This is a genomic window from Mycobacterium xenopi (genome assembly GCF_009936235.1).
Lineage (GTDB): Bacteria > Actinomycetota > Actinomycetes > Mycobacteriales > Mycobacteriaceae > Mycobacterium > Mycobacterium xenopi.
Map to the genome: position 1 here is coordinate 3,533,300 of NZ_AP022314.1, position 16,653 is coordinate 3,549,952.

The 16,653-nt window shown below is 66.6% G+C and carries 18 protein-coding genes; 9 read left to right on the forward strand and 9 right to left on the reverse strand.

The features are described 5' to 3' along the window. Nucleotides 1–151 precede the first annotated feature (151 nt). On the reverse strand, nt 152–709 hold the full coding sequence (locus MYXE_RS16695; protein WP_003922188.1) for an NAD(P)H-dependent oxidoreductase: 558 nt from the start codon (nt 707–709) through the stop codon (nt 152–154). 87 nt (nt 710–796) lie between these two features. Here MYXE_RS16695 and MYXE_RS16700 point away from each other — a divergent pair, with 87 nt between their 5' ends. Then, nucleotides 797–1,399, forward strand: a complete 603-nt coding sequence (locus tag MYXE_RS16700) for a TetR/AcrR family transcriptional regulator (protein WP_085196392.1) — start codon at nt 797–799, stop codon at nt 1,397–1,399. Continuing rightward, entirely contained in the window at nt 1,396–2,433 is a 1,038-nt protein-coding gene (locus MYXE_RS16705) for a DNA polymerase IV (protein ID WP_039890950.1), read from the forward strand. The genes MYXE_RS16700 and MYXE_RS16705 overlap by 4 nt, the downstream gene beginning before the upstream one ends. A gap of 2 nt (nt 2,434–2,435) precedes the next feature. Here MYXE_RS16705 and MYXE_RS16710 read toward each other — a convergent pair whose 3' ends face one another. Both MYXE_RS16710 and MYXE_RS16715 read right to left on the reverse strand, forming a co-directional pair. Then, nucleotides 2,436–3,308, reverse strand: a complete 873-nt coding sequence (locus MYXE_RS16710) for an SDR family oxidoreductase (RefSeq protein WP_003922191.1) — start codon at nt 3,306–3,308, stop codon at nt 2,436–2,438. A gap of 22 nt (nt 3,309–3,330) precedes the next feature. Further along, nucleotides 3,331–3,990, reverse strand: coding sequence for a TetR/AcrR family transcriptional regulator (locus tag MYXE_RS16715; protein ID WP_081485399.1), 660 nt, complete (start codon nt 3,988–3,990; stop codon nt 3,331–3,333). Between the two features lie 105 nt (nt 3,991–4,095). Here MYXE_RS16715 and MYXE_RS16720 point away from each other — a divergent pair, with 105 nt between their 5' ends. Then, nucleotides 4,096–5,571 carry a cytochrome P450 gene (locus tag MYXE_RS16720; RefSeq protein WP_085196390.1) on the forward strand — a complete coding sequence of 492 codons (1,476 nt, stop codon included), beginning with the start codon at nt 4,096–4,098 and terminating at the stop codon, nt 5,569–5,571. A gap of 56 nt (nt 5,572–5,627) precedes the next feature. Here MYXE_RS16720 and MYXE_RS16725 read toward each other — a convergent pair whose 3' ends face one another. Continuing rightward, nucleotides 5,628–6,146, reverse strand: coding sequence for a 2-isopropylmalate synthase (locus MYXE_RS16725; protein WP_003922194.1), 519 nt, complete (start codon nt 6,144–6,146; stop codon nt 5,628–5,630). A 161-nt stretch (nt 6,147–6,307) separates the two neighbouring features. Then, nucleotides 6,308–6,733 (reverse strand): DUF302 domain-containing protein, encoded by a 426-nt coding sequence (locus MYXE_RS16730; RefSeq protein ID WP_003922195.1) that lies wholly within the window; start codon nt 6,731–6,733, stop codon nt 6,308–6,310. Nucleotides 6,734–6,848: 115 nt separating this feature from the next. Between MYXE_RS16730 and MYXE_RS16735 the strand changes: the two genes are divergently transcribed. From MYXE_RS16735 to MYXE_RS16750, 4 genes are read left to right on the forward strand one after another with little or no spacing between them, the layout of a single operon-like run. After that, complete coding sequence (locus tag MYXE_RS16735) at nt 6,849–7,184, forward strand: hydrogenase maturation nickel metallochaperone HypA (protein WP_003922196.1); 336 nt, start codon at nt 6,849–6,851, stop codon at nt 7,182–7,184. A gap of 12 nt (nt 7,185–7,196) precedes the next feature. Further along, complete coding sequence (hypB, locus tag MYXE_RS16740; RefSeq protein WP_085196412.1) at nt 7,197–7,973, forward strand: hydrogenase nickel incorporation protein HypB; 777 nt, start codon at nt 7,197–7,199, stop codon at nt 7,971–7,973. A gap of 2 nt (nt 7,974–7,975) precedes the next feature. Then, a complete protein-coding gene (locus MYXE_RS16745; RefSeq protein WP_085196388.1) occupies nt 7,976–8,470 on the forward strand; it encodes a hydrogenase maturation protease in 495 nt (164 codons plus the stop codon). Between the two features lie 5 nt (nt 8,471–8,475). Then, nucleotides 8,476–8,721: a HypC/HybG/HupF family hydrogenase formation chaperone gene (locus MYXE_RS16750; protein ID WP_085196386.1), complete on the forward strand. Its 246-nt coding sequence runs from the start codon at nt 8,476–8,478 to the stop codon at nt 8,719–8,721. 15 nt (nt 8,722–8,736) lie between these two features. Here the strand turns inward: MYXE_RS16750 and MYXE_RS16755 are convergent, their stop codons facing one another. Both MYXE_RS16755 and MYXE_RS16760 read right to left on the reverse strand, forming a co-directional pair. Then, complete coding sequence (locus tag MYXE_RS16755) at nt 8,737–10,182, reverse strand: FadR/GntR family transcriptional regulator (RefSeq protein ID WP_085196384.1); 1,446 nt, start codon at nt 10,180–10,182, stop codon at nt 8,737–8,739. 74 nt (nt 10,183–10,256) lie between these two features. After that, the gene (locus MYXE_RS16760) at nt 10,257–11,453 is read right to left on the reverse strand and encodes a thiolase family protein (RefSeq protein ID WP_085196382.1); all 1,197 of its coding nucleotides are present in this window, start codon (nt 11,451–11,453) and stop codon (nt 10,257–10,259) included. Between the two features lie 84 nt (nt 11,454–11,537). Between MYXE_RS16760 and MYXE_RS16765 the strand changes: the two genes are divergently transcribed. Further along, nucleotides 11,538–11,960, forward strand: a complete 423-nt coding sequence (locus MYXE_RS16765) for a Zn-ribbon domain-containing OB-fold protein (protein ID WP_050947764.1) — start codon at nt 11,538–11,540, stop codon at nt 11,958–11,960. Here MYXE_RS16765 and MYXE_RS16770 read toward each other — a convergent pair. Together MYXE_RS16770 and MYXE_RS16775 are read right to left on the reverse strand one after the other, a co-directional pair. Continuing rightward, nucleotides 11,953–14,118: an acyl-CoA dehydrogenase gene (locus MYXE_RS16770; protein WP_085196380.1), complete on the reverse strand. Its 2,166-nt coding sequence runs from the start codon at nt 14,116–14,118 to the stop codon at nt 11,953–11,955. The two genes, MYXE_RS16765 and MYXE_RS16770, sit on opposite strands and share 8 nt — an antisense overlap. Before the next feature lie 141 nt (nt 14,119–14,259). Beyond that, nucleotides 14,260–15,018 (reverse strand): SDR family NAD(P)-dependent oxidoreductase, encoded by a 759-nt coding sequence (locus MYXE_RS16775; RefSeq protein ID WP_085196378.1) that lies wholly within the window; start codon nt 15,016–15,018, stop codon nt 14,260–14,262. 78 nt (nt 15,019–15,096) lie between these two features. On the opposite strand from MYXE_RS16775, the gene MYXE_RS16780 reads away from it, so the two are divergent. Beyond that, nucleotides 15,097–16,638, forward strand: a complete 1,542-nt coding sequence (locus tag MYXE_RS16780; protein ID WP_085196376.1) for an ATP-dependent DNA ligase — start codon at nt 15,097–15,099, stop codon at nt 16,636–16,638. Nucleotides 16,639–16,653 lie beyond the last annotated feature (15 nt).

Below are 16,653 nucleotides of genomic sequence, written 5' to 3' on the forward strand. Positions count from 1 at the left end.
GTGTCGTAGATCACATTTCGGTCACTGCGGTCGCGTCATCGCCATCTCGACCGTCTTAGCACCACCCACCGACATCGTCGGCGACATCACCGCGCCACAGCAAAGCCCCCGAGCGGCTAAACGAGGCGGCCCGGCGGCACGGCGCGCCGGGTTAGCTCACTTCGGCGGCCAGCTTGCCCACCACGTCGCGCACGTTCGACGCCAGTTCGGCGCTTTCCCGCGGATGCTTGCCCTGCAGCGACCGCAACGGCACCGAGAGCTTGATCGCCTCGACGACGCGGGGCCCGGCGATGCCGAACGACTTACGCGTCTCGTCGTGCGCCCACACCCCGCCATAGCGGCCCAGTGATCCGCCAATCACCGCCAGCGGCTTGTCTTTCAGCGCACTGTTGCCGAAGGGCCGCGACAGCCAGTCGATCGCGTTCTTCAGCACGCCGGGAATGCTGCCGTTGTATTCGGGAGTGACCACCAGGGCCGCGTCGGCGTCGGCAGCGGCGGCACGCAGCGCGGTCACCGAAGCGGGCACGTCGGTCTCGTTGTCGATGTCCTCGTTGTAGAACGGCAAACCACCAAGTCCGTCGAATACGGTGACGGTGACGCCATCCGGGGCGACGTCTGCCGCCAATTCCGCGATCTGACGGTTCACCGACGCGGCGCGCAGGCTTCCCACCAGCGCCAGCACCTTGACGTCCGGTTTGCGATCCGACATGTGCACCCTTTCGCTTAGTGGACTATATCCTCGCGGCACCGAACCGGACCATGGTCCGATTTATTCCGGTCGCGCTACAGTGCAGGGGTGAGCGTTGCCGACCATGCCCGTGAGCTGGCTGTTTGCGCGCCATACGAGCGCGGAGACGCGGCCCGCAATCGCGCGCTGCTCCTGGACGCGGCCCGCCGGCTAATCGGCGAACGCGGCGCCGAGGCGGTCACCACGGACGACATCGCCGCGGCCGCCGGTGTGGGCAAGGGCACGGTGTTTCGCCGGTTCGGCAGCCGCGCCGGTCTCATGATGGCGCTGCTCGACGACGACGAACGCCACCTTCAGCAGGCATTTCTGTTCGGGCCGCCGCCGCTCGGCCCGGACGCGCCCCCGCTGGAGCGCCTGCTGGCGTTCGGCCGCGAAAGACTGCGCTTCGTCCACACCCACCACACGCTGCTCTCCGCGACCAACCGCGATCCGCAGAGCCGCTGCAGCGCGCCGGCCAGGGTGCTGCACACCCATGTTCGGATGTTGCTGGCCTCCGCCGAGACCACCGGCGATCTAGACGCCCAAACCGACGCGTTGTTGGCCCTGCTCGACGCGGACTATGTCGCGCATCAACTCCACCACCGTGGCCACACGCTTGAGAGCTTGAGTTACGCGTGGGAAAGCTTGGCACGCAAGCTGTGCGGACGCTGAGCACCGGGTGGGTGCTGCATGTCGACCTGGACCAGTTCCTGGCCGCGGTCGAGTTGCGCCGCCATCCCGAGCTGGCCGGGCTGCCGGTGATCGTGGGCGGCAGCGGTGATCCGAACGAACCGCGCAAGGTGGTCACCTGCGCCTCCTATGAGGCCCGTAAGTTCGGGGTGCACGCGGGCATGCCGCTGCGCAGCGCCGCCCGCCGCTGCCCCGACGCCACCTTCCTGCCCGCAGACCCGGCCGCGTATGACGCGGCCTCCGATCAGGTGATGAGCCTGCTGCGCGACCTGGGCTACCCCGTCGAAGTGTGGGGCTGGGACGAGGCTTACATCGGGCTGCCCGCCAGCGCCGATCCTGTCGACGTCGCCGAACAGATCCGCGCCCTCGTCGCGGCAGAGACCGGGCTTTCCTGCTCCGTCGGAATCAGCGACAACAAGCAGCGGGCCAAGGTCGCGACCGGATTCGCGAAACCCGCCGGCATCTACCAGCTCACCGATGCCAACTGGATGGCCGTCATGGCCGACCGTCCAGTCGACGCACTATGGGGCGTCGGCCCGCAGACTGCGAAAAAGCTTGCGGGCCTTGGGATCACAACTGTCAAAGAGCTGGCCCGCGCCGACGCCGAAGTGCTCACATCGACGTTCGGCCCGCGGACCGGGCTATGGCTGCTGTTGCTGGCCAAAGGTGGCGGCGACACCGACGTCAGTGCCGCGCCCTGGGTTCCGCGGTCCCGTAGCCACGTCGTCACCTTCCCGCGTGACCTCACCGACCGAACCGAAATAAATGCTGCGGTAACCGAATTGGCGCAGCAAGCACTGGCCGACGTGGTGGCGCAGTCGCGGATCGTGACCCGCGTCGCCGTCACAGTGCGCACCTCAACGTTTTACACCCGCACCAAAATCCGCAAGCTCGATGCGCCGTCCACCGACCCCGGCGTCATCGTCGCCGCCGCGCTGCGGGTGCTCGACCTGTTCGAGCTGGACCGGCCGGTCCGGCTGCTGGGTGTGCGCCTGGAACTGCAGATGCCGACGTGATTTCACCGCGGCAGCGCCGACGGCCGCAGCGCCCGGGTAAAGAACACATTGACCCGGCGCATAACCACGCTGTAGGGCCACCAGGCCACCCGTTTGAACGCATACAACGCGCGAATGTCGGCTGACGTGTAGATCAAAAACCGGTTCTTGGCCACCCCGGCCAGGATCTTCTCCGCTGCTTTCTCCGGTGACACCGCATGACCGCTGAAGCGGTCGACCCAGCGTTTGACCTTCGGATCGTCGCGGTCGACGCCGGCGATCTCGACGGTATTGACCAGCGGGGTGTTCACTGCCCCGGGGACCACCACCGACACCCCGATGCGATGGCGGGCCAGGTCGAAGCGAAGCACTTCGGAAAGCCCGCGCAGCCCGAATTTGCTTGCGCTGTACGCGGCATGCCAGGGCAGAGCAACCAGCCCGGCCGCCGAGGACACGTTGACCAGATGCCCGCCGCGGCCGGCAGCCATCATCGGCGGGATGAACGACTCGATCACGTGGATCGGGCCCATCAGGTTGATCGCGACCATCTTGCTCCACTGCTCGTGGCTGAGCTGGTCAACCGTTCCCCACGCCGACACCCCGGCAACGTTCATCACCACATCCATCGCCGGGTGGCGGGTGTGGATGTCGGCGGCGAACGAGGCGACCTGGTGATAGTCGGCGACATCCAGCGCCCGATGCTCGGCCACCTGAGCACCCAACGCACGCGCGTCGGCCACTGTTTCGGCCAGGCCGTCGGAGTTGCGGTCGGTCAGATACAGTTCGGCACCTTGGGCGGCGAGCCGCAACGCGGTGGCGCGGCCGATGCCGCTGGCCGCGCCGGTGAGAAAGCATCTCTTACCCGCGAAATACCCGGGAAGCTGTTTCTGCGCCATGGCGGTGACCATACCGGCGCCGCTATGCCTGCCCACCCCACAACGCGTTGAGCCACAGCTGCTCCAGCACCCGAATGCCCCGCTGCACGTCCCCGTCGGGACCCAAAAACGTTGTGTCACCGGAGAGCATCAGCGCGGTGGTGACCGCCAAGGTCCGAACCAAAGCCGGGATGTCGTCGCTGATCGGATGCGCGGTACCGGCTTTGATCTCCTCTTCGACAATTCGGATGATCTGCTCGATCACCGTGTCGACCTGCTGGTCAAGGATTTTGCGGATCTCGGCGTCGGTGTTGCGGGCGGCGTTGCACGCCGACATCACCGGGTCGTTGTGGGCGTAGACCGCGGCGGCGCTGCCGACCATTCGTTTGGCGAACGCCGCTGGCGACTCGTCGGGCCGCCGGGGCGCGAAGTATTCCGTCAGCTCTTCTAGCTCATGGGTGGCCTCGGCCAGAATCTGGGCCAGCACCGCGTATTTGGAGTCGAAGTAGAAGTAGAACCCCGATCGGGCCACACCGGCGCGGTCGCTGATGGTGCTCACTGACAGTTCCGTGAACGGCTTCTCCTCCAGCAGTTCCCGCACCGCCTGCAGGATTGCCTGTCGTTGCCTATCGCCCCGCCTCGGCGGAACCGGCGCAGCACGGGTCCCAGCGGCCGCTGCTCCGGTGTCGTGCTGGGTGCTCACGCTTCGACCATGCCCCACATGCGGCCAAAAGAAAACTTGACAGCCGTCAACTCTGACCGAAGGATTGTCGTCAGTGACGGCTGCCACAACCGGTAAGGAGCGTCGATGGCGACCATCAGCACCCCGCACTACCTGCTCGACCAGGCGCGACGTCGATTCACCCCCACGCTGAACAACATTCCGGGCATGGGGGCGATCGAAAAGCGGCTGCTCGCCCATGAGTGGAAGACCAAGGTGCTGGCGGAACCACCCGCGGGAAGCGGCCTCAAACCCGTTCTCGGCGATTCCGGGCTGCCGATCCTTGGCCACATCATCGAGTTGTTCCGGGAAGGACCGGACTATCCGCTGTTTCTGTATCAGACGCGCGGTCCGGTGTTGTTCGTCGACTCGCCGATCCTGCCGTCGGTCACCGCGCTGGGGCCCGACGCCACGCAGGTGGTGTTCACCAACAAGAACAAGGACTTCTCGCAGAAGGGCTGGCATCCGGTGATCGGCCCGTTCTTCAACCGCGGGCTGATGATGCTCGACTTCGACGAACACCTGTATCACCGGCGGATCATGCAGGAGGCGTTCACCCGCACCCGGCTGGCCGGCTACGTCGAGCACATCGACCGGGTGGCAAGCGCGATCGTGGCCGACTGGCCCACCAACGACGCCCGGTTCCTGTTCCATCCGGCGATGAAAGAGCTCACCCTCGACATCGCCTCGATGGTGTTCATGGGCCACGAGCCGGGCACCGACCACGACCTGGTCACCAAAGTCAACAACGCCTTCACCATCACCACCCGCGCCGGCGGCGCGATCGTCCGCTACCCGGTGCCGCCGTTCAAATGGTGGCGCGGCCTGCGCGCCCGCAAGGTGCTCGAAGACTACTTCTACGAGCGGGTGAAAGAGCGCCGCAACGCCCGGGGCACCGACATGCTCACCGTGCTGTGCCACACCGAGGACGAGGACGGCAACAGCTTCACCGACGAGGACATCGTCAACCACATGATCTTTTTGATGATGGCCGCCCACGACACCTCGACGTCGACCACGACCACGATGGCCTTCAACCTGGCCGCCCACCCGGAATGGCAAGAGCGCTGCCGTGACGAGTCGGCCAGGCTGGGCGACGGCCCGCTGCACATCGAGTCGCTGGAGAAGCTCGAGTCGCTGGACCTGGTGATGAACGAGTCGCTGCGGCTGGTGACGCCGCTGCCGTTCAATATGCGCCAGACGGTGCGCGACACCGATCTGCTCGGCTACTACGTGCCGGCGGGCACCAACGTGATGATCTGGCCGGGCATGAACCATTGGCTGCCCGAGCTGTGGACCGAGCCGCGGAAGTTCGACCCCGAGCGCTTCGCCGAACCACGCGCCGAGCACAAGAGGCATCGCTACGCATTTGCGCCGTTCGGCGGCGGGGCGCACAAGTGCATCGGAATGGTGTTCGGGCAGTTGGAAGTCAAGACCGTCATGCACCGGCTGCTGCGCCGCTACCGGCTGGAATTGCCGCGTCCGGGCTACCGGCCGCGCTACGACTACGGTGGCATGCCAATCCCGATCGACGGCATGCCGATCGTATTGCGGCCGCTCTAGTTCCCGGGGGGCGAGCAGACACAAAGGCATCCGAACACACCGCTTGGAGGGCGCCCTTACGTCTGCTCGGCACAGGCCAGCAGCCGGTTGGCGCAGGCGATGACGGCCCGCAGGGCGGATTCCGTGCGGTCTTGCGACCAGCCCATCGCCCATTCGGAGCGGACGCCGTTGCTGCCGCAGATGAACGTCGCGGTGTGTTCGCGGGAGTGTATTTGGTGGAACCGCAGCGTCTCGACGCGAACGCCGCGTTCGTGCAGCATCGCAGTCAGCGCCGCCACCGGCCCGCTCGCGGCCGCCATTGACGTGGTGATGCGGTCCCCGACGGCGATGACGGCCCGGAAGTTGCGACACTGCGGGCCCAGGCGGGTGGCGGACCGCGGCTGGTCGAGGCACGCCCAGTCGCCCAACCGCAGCGGGCCGGAGTTCGGACCGTAGGTGGCCGCGAAGCTCTCCCACGTCATGGCATCGGCCTGCTCGCGCAGCCCGCGGGGCATCGGGACGCCGAACTGGTCGGCGAACCACGAGCTCGCAGTGGTGGATCGGCTGGTTTTTCGGCTCAGCGATGTTGGGGTCATGTGCGGTCTTCTCTGGTCTGCAGGAATGACCGACGGGTAGTAGCTTCCGACCCACAGCGGGGGGTCGGTCCGGGTCAGACCCCGCTGCGGGTGCTGGCTACTACGGCAAGACGCTGCACGTGCGCGAGAGTAGACGCTGGTGCCAAGGCCGTGCAACTCCTTTAGGTGTTGCCTTCGGCACCCTGTGGACCCCGGCTCACCTCCTGCAAAGCTTCCTGCAGCAGGCCGGTGACCGCGTCGGCGATCGCGCCCAGGCCAGGCTCCTGGGTCACGTCGGCCATCAACCTGGGATCCATTGCGTCGATGATCACCTTCTCCGGGGCGTCCCGATCTCGGCGGACCACCACGTTGCACGGCAACAGCACGCCGATCTGTCGGTACAGGTTGACTGCCTGATGCGCGAACTGGGGATTGCAGGCACCCAGGATCAGGTAGTCCTCCATGTCCTGGCCCAGCTTGGCTTTCAACGTGGCCTTCACATCGATCTCGCTCAGCACACCGAAGCCTTTGTGCGCCAGAGCTTCTCGGGTCCGCGTCACGGCGTCTTCAAACGAGGTGTCCACGGTGGTGGATAGCGCAATGCCCATGGTCGGCTCCTCTCTGCCCCCATTGTGCTTGCAGCGACCCCCACCGGCGCGAGAGTTTTGCCACCCGGGCCGTCTCAGCGGTGTACAACGGTGCTCATGGGCGTGGTGACCAACCATGCATGAGCTGTCGTTGTGCCAGGCGATCGCCGGAGTGGTCAAACCTTATGCCGACGGCCGCCACGTCGACGTCGTCCGAGTCAAGATCGGAGCACTTCGCCAGGTGGTCCCCGAATCGTTGTCGTTTTGCTGGACACTTGTCCGCGACTACGAGGACATGCCCGACGCCGAACTGGAGATGGAATTCGTCACCGCCGAGGTGCAGTGCCGAGCCTGCGGGCGGCAGTCCGCAATCAGCTCGCAGTGGTCGCTGCTGTGCCCGAACTGCCAGAGCGCCGACGTCGAAATACTGCGCGGTGACGAGTTTTTGGTGACCTCGCTGGACGTTTCATGAAAGGTGCATGCCATGGGTAGGTTTCACCGGCACGACGACGGCACCGCGCATGCCCATGAGCACGGCGACCACCCGCACACCCACGAGCACGGCGACCACAGCGGCTACGACACCAGCCGCCAGCGCGTCGACGTGCTGGAATCGATCTTCGCCGAAAATGACCTTCGCGCCGGCTACAACCGGGAGGCGTTCGAAATACACGGCGTCAAGGCGCTGAACCTGATGAGTTCGCCGGGCTCCGGTAAGACGACCGTGCTGGAAGCCACCCTCGACGAGTTCGCCGGGGAGATCGCCGTCGGTGTGATCGAGGGCGACATCGCCACCGACCTGGACGCGGCCAAGCTCGGTGGCCGCGGCGCCCAGATATCCCTGCTCAACACCGGAAACGGATTCGGCGGCGAATGCCATCTCGACGCCCCCATGGTCAACCGTGCCTTGCAGGGCCTGGATCTCGCCGAGCTGGATCTGGTCATCATCGAAAACGTCGGAAACCTGGTATGTCCAGCCGAATTCGACGTCGGCGAGCACGCCAAGGCGATGGTCTACTCGGTCACCGAGGGTGACGACAAGCCGTTGAAGTACCCGGTGATGTTCCGCGCGGTGGACGTGGTGCTGCTCAACAAGATCGACTTGGTCCCGTATCTGGATGTCGACGTGGACAGCTACACCGCCCACATCCGCGAGGTCAACCCGACGGCGACCATCCTGCCGGTCAGCGCCCGCACCGGTGACGGCATGTCGGCCTGGTTCGGTTGGTTGCGCCGATTCGTGGCAGGCGAGTCGCCGTGACGATGTCGGCGCGCAGCGCCCGCATCCTGGTGGCCGGTATCGGCAACATCTTTCTCGGCGACGACGGCTTTGGCCCGGAGGTGCTGCGGCAACTGCCCGGTCGGCTGGCCTCGGAGTCGGTGCGCGTCAGCGACTACGGAATCGGGGGCATGCATCTGGCCTACGACCTGCTCGAAGAATGGGACGCCTTGGTCCTGGTCGACGCGCTGCCCAACCGTGGTTGCCCGGGGACGGTGCACGTCTTCGAGGCCGACCACGGCTGGCTGGCGTCCACGCCTGCGCTCGACGCGCACGCGATGGACCCCGCGGCGGTGTTCGCGAGCGTTCGCGCCCTTGGCGGGGTGGTCCCGAGGACTATCGTGGTGGGGTGTGAGGTCGCCGACGTCGCCGACGGGATGGGCTTGAGCGAGCCTGTGCGTGCAGCGGTGCCGGAGGCGGTAGCAGCGGTCGAGTCGGCGGTGGCGATGCTGGCTGACGCGGCGGCGCGGGAGGTTTGATAGCGATGTGTTTGGGAATTCCCGGCCAAGTCGTCGAGATGCTCGACGGCTACGACGGACAGCTCGCGCTGGTTGACGTCGCCGGCGAAACCCGAAAGGTCAACGTCGGCATGCTGCCCGACGAGACGTTCGCCCCGGGCGACTGGGTGATCATCCACATGGGTTTCGTGGTCGAGAAGACCGATCGGGCCGGCGCCGAACAGGCGATGGCCGGTTTGGAGTTGATGGGCCGCGGCGACAGTCCGGTGTGACGGCGAGCAGACCTGCTACAGCCACCACGACGTGGCGGTGTCGAGGTGGCGGCGGGTGCGGTAACGGGCCAGGCTATCGTCACCGTCGTCGATCGCCCCGATGATCCGCAGGTGGGCGTGCGCAACCTCGACGGCATCGGCACGGCTGAGGGGCCGCTGGTCCAGACTCACCCACTGCCGGCGGAACAGCTCCACCAGTATCCGAAGAAACAACTGCAAGACGGGATTTCCCGCGAGCTGAGCCAGCCCGGTGTGGAACAAGAACTCCGCCATCCCGGCTTTGCGGAAATCATCGGTGATCTCGTCGATCGGGTGCCGGTGTAAGTCGAGAAATGCTTTCACGTCTGGATGTTTGCGCCGTTTAACCACTTTCGCGACATTGTCGATCTCGATGGCATCGCGCACCATACGCAAGTCTTCGCGAGTCGGTCTGCGGTATTGCAAGTACAGCGCGATGGCGTCGATGCTTGCCTGCGCCCGCGGCTTTGCCACGACCAACCCGCCACCGGGCCCTCGCCGCATGAGAGCGACAGCGTGATATTCCAACAACCGCACCGCTTCTCGAAACACCGACCGGCTCACCCGGTAGCGGTCCAGCAACTGGCTCTCGGTTCCGAAGACCGAACCGAGCCGCCAGCCGCTGGCAGCGATATCGTCTTGGATGGTGGCGGCCAACTGCTCAGCGAGCTTGACGTGTGATGCCTCTTTCGTATCGCGGTGCCGACGTCGGGAGGGCATTGCCCGGCCGGAACCGTGATGTCGCCGCAGCCACGCAGTCACCGATTGGACGTGACGCTCGGTAAGCGTCTTTGCGCGCGCAGAATCACCAGCGGTAGCCGCAGCGACAATCGCCGCGTGGTCGTCGTGCGTGCGGTGCAACGCCTCGACTGCGTCACCCGCGGTATCCAGGCTCGAACCTTGGGCGAATCGCACGGTCAGCCGCATAAGGATTTCGATGAAGAGTTGCAGCACCGGGTTTTTCGCTTGATCGGCCAGTGCGACATGGAATTCGTCGCGAGCCATCGCTGAGCCGCGGATAAGCGGTTCCTCCGCCTTCAACACCTCACGGAGACGGGTGATCCCGGCCTCGTCGATCCGGTCTGCGGCCAGCGCTGCTGCCAACGGCTCGAGCAAGAGGCGTGCATTGAGCAGATCGTCGATCGTGACACCGAGATACTCCAGGTAGATCACGACCGCCCGAGTTGCCGCTGCCGGGTCGGGCTCGGCGACGAACAGGCCGCCGTTTGGTCCGCGCCGCATACGCGCAACCTGATGGTGCTCGACCAGGCGAACGGCTTCCCGCAGGACTGACCTGCTCACCCGATAGCGTTGTTGTAGAGCCTGTTCGGACCCCAATGATTCCCCGATGGGCCAGCCTCGACGAACAATGTCGGCTTCGATGCGCCGAGCGATCTGCGCGGCCCGTTTATCGGAGCGCTGGTCAAGGCCGGCACTGCTCACACTCGGATTCCACGGCCCGTCCGTCGTAGTCGGAAATCCGCTGCTAGTGGTCATGAAAGCTGCCGCAAGGGAATTCAGCTTGTCAGCAATATGCAGCCAGCGATCGGGCCGCCGCCCACCGCTACCGCGGCTACTTCCGGGCGCGGCGACACCTGCCGTTGGCCGGCGTCCCCGCGCAACTGCAGGCACGCCTCGTGTAACACCCAGTAGCCGTGCATCCGCCCGGCAGATAGTTGGCCACCATAGGTGTTCAGGGGCAGCACCCCGTCAAGGGCGATCCGCGTCGCGCCCTCGACGAACGGGCCAGCCTCGCCGTCATCGCAGATGCCAAGCGCTTCCAGCCACGCGAACGTCAGGAAAGTGAACCCGTCGTACAACTCCGCGATGTCCACGTCCGCGGGCCGCAGATCCGTTCGCGACCATAGCTGGGCTGCAGCATCGACCGACGCCATCTTCGGATAGTCCTCACGGTGAAACCAGCCACCGGCACCGTTGGACCCGCCGATCGCCTCCACCGCCACAGGCCGGTGAGGGCAGTCACGCGCGTAACCTGCCGCCGACACCACCACCGCAATCGACCCGTCGACCGGTACGTCACAGTCCAGCAGCCCGAACGGCGACGACACCGGCCGCGCCGCCAGATACTCGGCCATTGTCAATGGTTCTCGGTACACCGCAAGCGGATTCAACGCGGCATTGCGCCGGCTGTTGATCGCCAGCCAACCCAGCTGCTCCTTGGTGGTTCCATACAATTGCATGTGGCGGCGGCAATTCAACGCCAACCAGTTCGCCGCGGAATAAGCGTGGGCTGCAACGAGTTCAGCCACATCGTCCATCGGGCCAATAGCCGGTCGATCGCCATCGGCGGGTGATTCGACAATCCGCGCCAGGGCAGGACGTGGCGCGTTGGCCGATGACGGCGACGTCGGCACCGTGCCGCCGATCATCTGGACCGTTCGGTAGACCAACACATGACGCGCTCGCTTCTCCGCGACCGCAAGGCACGCCGACATCACCGGGCTCAACAGACCGCCGGTGTCGAAGCCGGTTCCGCAGTCGGCGGGTTGGATGCCCAGCTCGGCGCTGACCTCGTCCGGCGGGGTATCCCCGAGCGTGGCGATGCCATCGACCTCGCTTACCGCCAAGCCGGCGTCGGCGATCGCGTCGCGCACCGCCTCCAGCGTCAGTTCGAGCCCCGGAATGCCGGTGCGGCGGCCGATCCGCGAAATACCGACACCGGACAGGATCGCGTCCTTCTCGAAGTACCGCATCAGCTCCGCCCGCCAGACCGAGAATCAATAAAGTGTACTCTATTAGCCGTGCCGAGCGAGCCGCCATCGTCGCCTGCCCCCCGCATGCTTCCTCACGACCGCACCCTATGGTCGCGCGACGCCGCCGGCCGACTGCTCATCGAGCACTGCGATTGTTGTCGGCGCTGGGTTCATCCTCCGAGCGGACACTGCCCGCAGTGCGGCGGTCCACTGATCGCCCGCCCCGTGTCCGGTCGCGGCACGGTATTGACGTATACGGTGAACTTCCATCCCTATAATCCGGCGGTCCCGACACCGTATGTCATCGCCATCGTCGAGCTCGCCGAGCAGCAGGGGTTACGGCTTGCCACTAATATCGTTGACTGCGAACCGGATTCGGTGGCCTGCGGTATGCCCGTCGAGGTTCAGTTCGAGCAGCAGGGAACTGGCGCAGATGCCGTCTTCGTCCCGGTGTTCGCCCCGTCCGACGGTCCGGCCAGTAGCGCAAGCGCACCAGCCGTTAGTTGAGCAGCGGGTCGCGCGGCATCCCGAGAATACGCTCGGCGATCTGGTTACGAGTCACCTCAGAAGTCCCGCCGGCGATCGTCATGCCCCGGGCGCCCATCACCATCCGCGCGATCAGCCCACCCGCACCCTCGGCGAGCGCGATCTCGGGCCCCAACAGCGCCGCGGCGATCGCCGCGCCCTCGACCATGTGCTCGGCGAGTTTGAGTTTGGTGATGTTGCCTTCCGGTCCCGGGCCCGCACCCTCGACACTGCGGGCGGCGCGGCGCAGGTTCAGCAGCCGCAGCGCATGATCCTCGGCCAGGAAGTCGCCGACGCGAATAGCCGCTCCCGCCAAGCGATCCGCGCGTTTCTGAGCCAGCTGCACCAGCTGTGACGCGATGCCCTCGTAGAACGACCCGCCGCCCCCGATGCTGACCCGCTCGTTGCCCAGGGTCGCACGTGCCACGGTCCATCCCCCGTTGGGCTCCCCGACGACGTCTTCGTCGGGCACGAACACGTCGTTGAAGAACACCTCGTTGAATTCCGAACCGCCGGTGATCTGCCGCAGCGGTCGCACCTCGACCCCTGGCGCCTTCATGTCGATGATCATCGCGGTGATACCCGCATGCTTCGGGGCGTCCGGATCGGTGCGCACAGTCGCCAACCCGCGGCGGCAATACTGGGCTCCGCTGGTCCACACCTTCTGCCCGTTGACCTTCCAGCCCCCCTCCACCCGAGTGCCGCGGGTCTTGATGCCGGCGGCATCCGAGCCGGCGTCAGGTTCGGAGAACAGCTGGCACCAGATCTCCTCTTGCCGCAGCGCGGGAAGCACGAATCGTTCGATCTGCGAATCGGTTCCATGCTGGATCAGCGTCAAGATCACCCAGCCGGTGATCGAGTAGTCGGGGCGCTTGATGCCGGCCGCGGCAAACTCTTGCTCGATCACCAGCTGCTCCACCGCGTCGGCGGCCCGCCCCCACGGCTTGGGCCAGTGCGGCATGACATAGCCGGTCTCGATCAACTTGGCCAGCTGTGCCTTCTCGTCCAGGCCGGCGATTTCGGCGGCATCGGCGCGGATTCGCGCGCGCAGCTCTTCGGCCTCGGCCGGCAGGTCCAGGCTGTTGGAGCGAGTGACGCCGGCGGCGGTGCGGTCGAAAACATCTCGCGCGGGCGCATCACCGCCGAACAGTGCCCTGAGCACCAGCGCCCGGCGCAGATGCAGATGCGCATCGTGCTCCCAGGTGAACCCAATGCCACCGTGCACCTGGATATTGAGTTCGGCGTTGCGCGCATAGGCCGGAAAAGCCAGCGCCGCAGCCACCGCCGCGATCAGCCGGAACTGCTCCTCGTCCTCGCCGGCGGCCCGGGCCGCGTCCCACACCGCGGCGGTCGCCGACTCGGCACCCACCAACATGTTCGCGCAGTGATGCTTGACCGCCTGGAAGGTCGCAATGGTGCGGCCGAACTGCTGGCGCACTTTCGCATACTCGACGGCGGCGTCGACGCAGTCCGCCGCCCCGCCGACCGCTTCGGCAGCCACCAACACTCGCGCGCGGGCCAGCGCCGATTCGCGGGCTCCGGGCAGGATGTCGTCGGCGGTGACCGCTACGTTGCTTAGCGTGACACGCCCTGAGCGCCGGGTGGGATCGGTGTTCGTGGGAACCTCGATCGACACGCCGTCGCGGCCGCGGTCCAGCAACAGCACATCCTCGCCGGCGGCGATCAACAGCACGTCAGCCAGTCCCGCCCCGAAGACGATGCCGGCCTCACCGTTGGCGACGCCGCCGTCGACCACAACGTCGCCCTCGAGACCGACACCGCCAGTGATCGTTCCGTCGACCAGGCCCGGCAGCAGCCGCGCCTTCTGCTCAGCGGTTCCGCCATGTGCGATTACCGCCGAGGTGACGACCGTCGGCACGAACGGTCCCGGCGCCACCGCCCGGCCGAGCTCCTCGACGACCACCACCAGCTCGGGCAGTCCGTAGCCGGATCCGCCGTGCTGCTCATCGATGTGCAGACCGAGCCAGCCCAGTTCGACCAGCTCTTGCCAAAACGGCGGCCGGGGCTCGTCGGCCGAATCGAGCAGGGCCCGCGCCGCCCAGCGCGCCTTCTGAGCAGTCAGGAACCCGCGGGCCACCTCGGCGAGCTCGCGATGGTCGTCGGTTAATGCGATACCCATCAGGGCCCTCCTCCTAGACGGGACGGGCGGTGGTTTGAGTGTACTTAATCGGCTAGCTGCCGCTTAGCGCCGCGAAACAGAAGCCACGGCTGTGATCTCGCGATCGAGCACGACCGTGGCTTCTGTTTGGCGGCGAGGGCATCACTTGGGCGCGAACCGCTGTCCGGCGTCCAGCCGCAGGCACTGCCCGTTGAGCATCGGGTTGTCCACGATGGCCGCGACCAGTTTGGCGAACTCCTCGGGACGGCCCAGCCGTCGCGGGAACGCCGCGTCCTTGGTCAGCGCGGTCGCGTATTCCTCCGGGATGCCCTTGGTCAGCCCGGTCGCGAACAGGCTCGGCGCAATCGCTAAAACCCGGATGCCCAGCGACCCCAGGTCGCGTGCCATGGTCAGGCACATGCCCGCGATGCCTGCCTTGGCCGCGGTGTAGGCGACCTGGCCGATCTGTCCTTCGAACGCTGCGATCGACGCGGTGTTGACGATGACCCCCCGTTCCTCGTCCTCGGGCTCGTTTTTGCTCATGTGCCACGCGGCCAGCCGGCTGATGTTGAAGGTCGCGATGAGGTTCAGGTCCACCACCGAGCGGAAGGATTCGAGATCGTGCGAGCCCTCTTTGGTCAGCGTGCGCTTGGCGATCCCACCGCCGGCGGTGGTTACGGTCACATGCAGACCGCCCAGATCGTCGACCGCAGCCTGCAGGGCTTTCTCGGTCCCGGCGAAGTCGGTGACGTCCACCGCATGAAACGGGCCCCCGAGGGCAGTGGCGACGTCCTTGCCGTCGGAACCCTCGCGGTCGAGTATCGCGACACTGGCGCCGCGCGCGGCCAGCAGTTCGGCGCTGGCACGCCCCATCCCCGAAGCGCCGCCGATGACGACCACCTTCTTGCCGTTGATCTCCATTCAAACCTCCTTGTTCCGGTAGATGCACGGTATCGCGGCCGTGCATGACGTTGTCGGCCAGCCGTGTAAAGCTGAGCTGTGTTGCTGATCGACGTGGCGACCACGTCGCTGGACGTGGCCGGCGTGACCGCACGTCGCACCAAGGTCGCGCGCATCGCCGAACTGCTCCACCGCGCCGCCCCCGATCCCAGGCTGGTCGAGATCATCGTCTCCTGGCTCTCCGGCGAGCTGCCGCAACGCCAAATCGGCGTCGGGTGGGCCTCCTTGCGCTCACTGCCGCCGCCCGCTGCGCAGCCAACCTTGACCGTCGACCGGGTCCACGCCGCCTTCACGCAAATCGGCGCTACCTCCGGTAAGGGTTCGCAGGGACGGCGCGCCGATCTGGTCGCGCGGCTGTTTGCCGCCGCCACCGCGACCGAGCAGACGTTTCTGCGGGGGCTGCTGTCCGGAGAGCTGCGTCAGGGAGCACTGGCCGGGATCATGACCGACGCCGTTGCCGCCGCCACCGGCATCCCGGCGCCCGCGGTGCGGCGTGCGGCGATGCTGGGCGGGAATCTGCCCGCTGTCGCCGCAGCCGGCCTGACCGGTGGTGCCGCCGCGCTGGCAGTATTTACCCTGCGGGTGGGCCGGCCGGTCGGCCCGATGCTCGCCCAGACCGCGACCGGCATTGCTGACGCACTCGAAAGGCTGGGCGGCACAGCGCTTTTCGAAGCAAAACTGGACGGCGCACGGGTACAGATCCACCGGGCCGGCGACGACGTCGTCGTCTACACCCGAAGCCTCGACGACGTCACCGCACGGCTGCCCGAAGTGGTCGAGGCAGCGCTGGAACTCCCGGTCCACGAGCTCATCGCCGACGGCGAGGCGATCGCACTGCGCGCCGACAACCGGCCGCAGCCGTTCCAAGTGACGGCGTCCCGGTTCGGCCGCTCGGTCGACGTCGCGGCCGCCCGCGCCGCGCAGCCACTGTCGGTGTTCTTCTTCGACCTGTTGCGCTGCGACGGGGTCGACCTGCTCGACGCCCCGACCAGCGAGCGCATCGCCGCCCTGGACGAGATCGCACCGGCACGGCACCGGGTCGACCGGCTCGTCACGTCGGATCCATCCGCCGCGGCCGACTTCCTGGATGCGACGCTGGCCGCCGGTCATGAGGGGGTGATGGCCAAGTCGCCGAGCGCACCCTACGAAGCGGGCCGCCGCGGGGCGACCTGGTTGAAGGTCAAACCCGTGCACACCCTTGACCTGGTCGTGCTCGCGGTCGAGTGGGGTTCGGGACGGCGCCGCGGCAAGCTCTCCAACATCCATCTCGGCGCGCGTGACCCCGCCACCGGCGGCTTCGTGATGCTGGGTAAGACGTTCAAGGGCATGACCGACGCCATGCTCGAGTGGCAGACCCAGCGGTTTCTGCAGCTAGCCGTCGGCCGCACCGACGGTTACGTCGTCAAGCTGCGACCGCAGCAGGTCGTCGAAGTCGCGTTCGACGGAATCCAGGCATCGCCGCGCTATCCCGGCGGGCTGGCGCTGCGTTTCGCGCGGGTGCTGCGTTATCGCGACGACAAGCCCCCGGCCGAAGCCGACACTATCGACACGGTGCGCGCAATTTACCAGCGGCACAACTGATTCGTCACCTGCCGG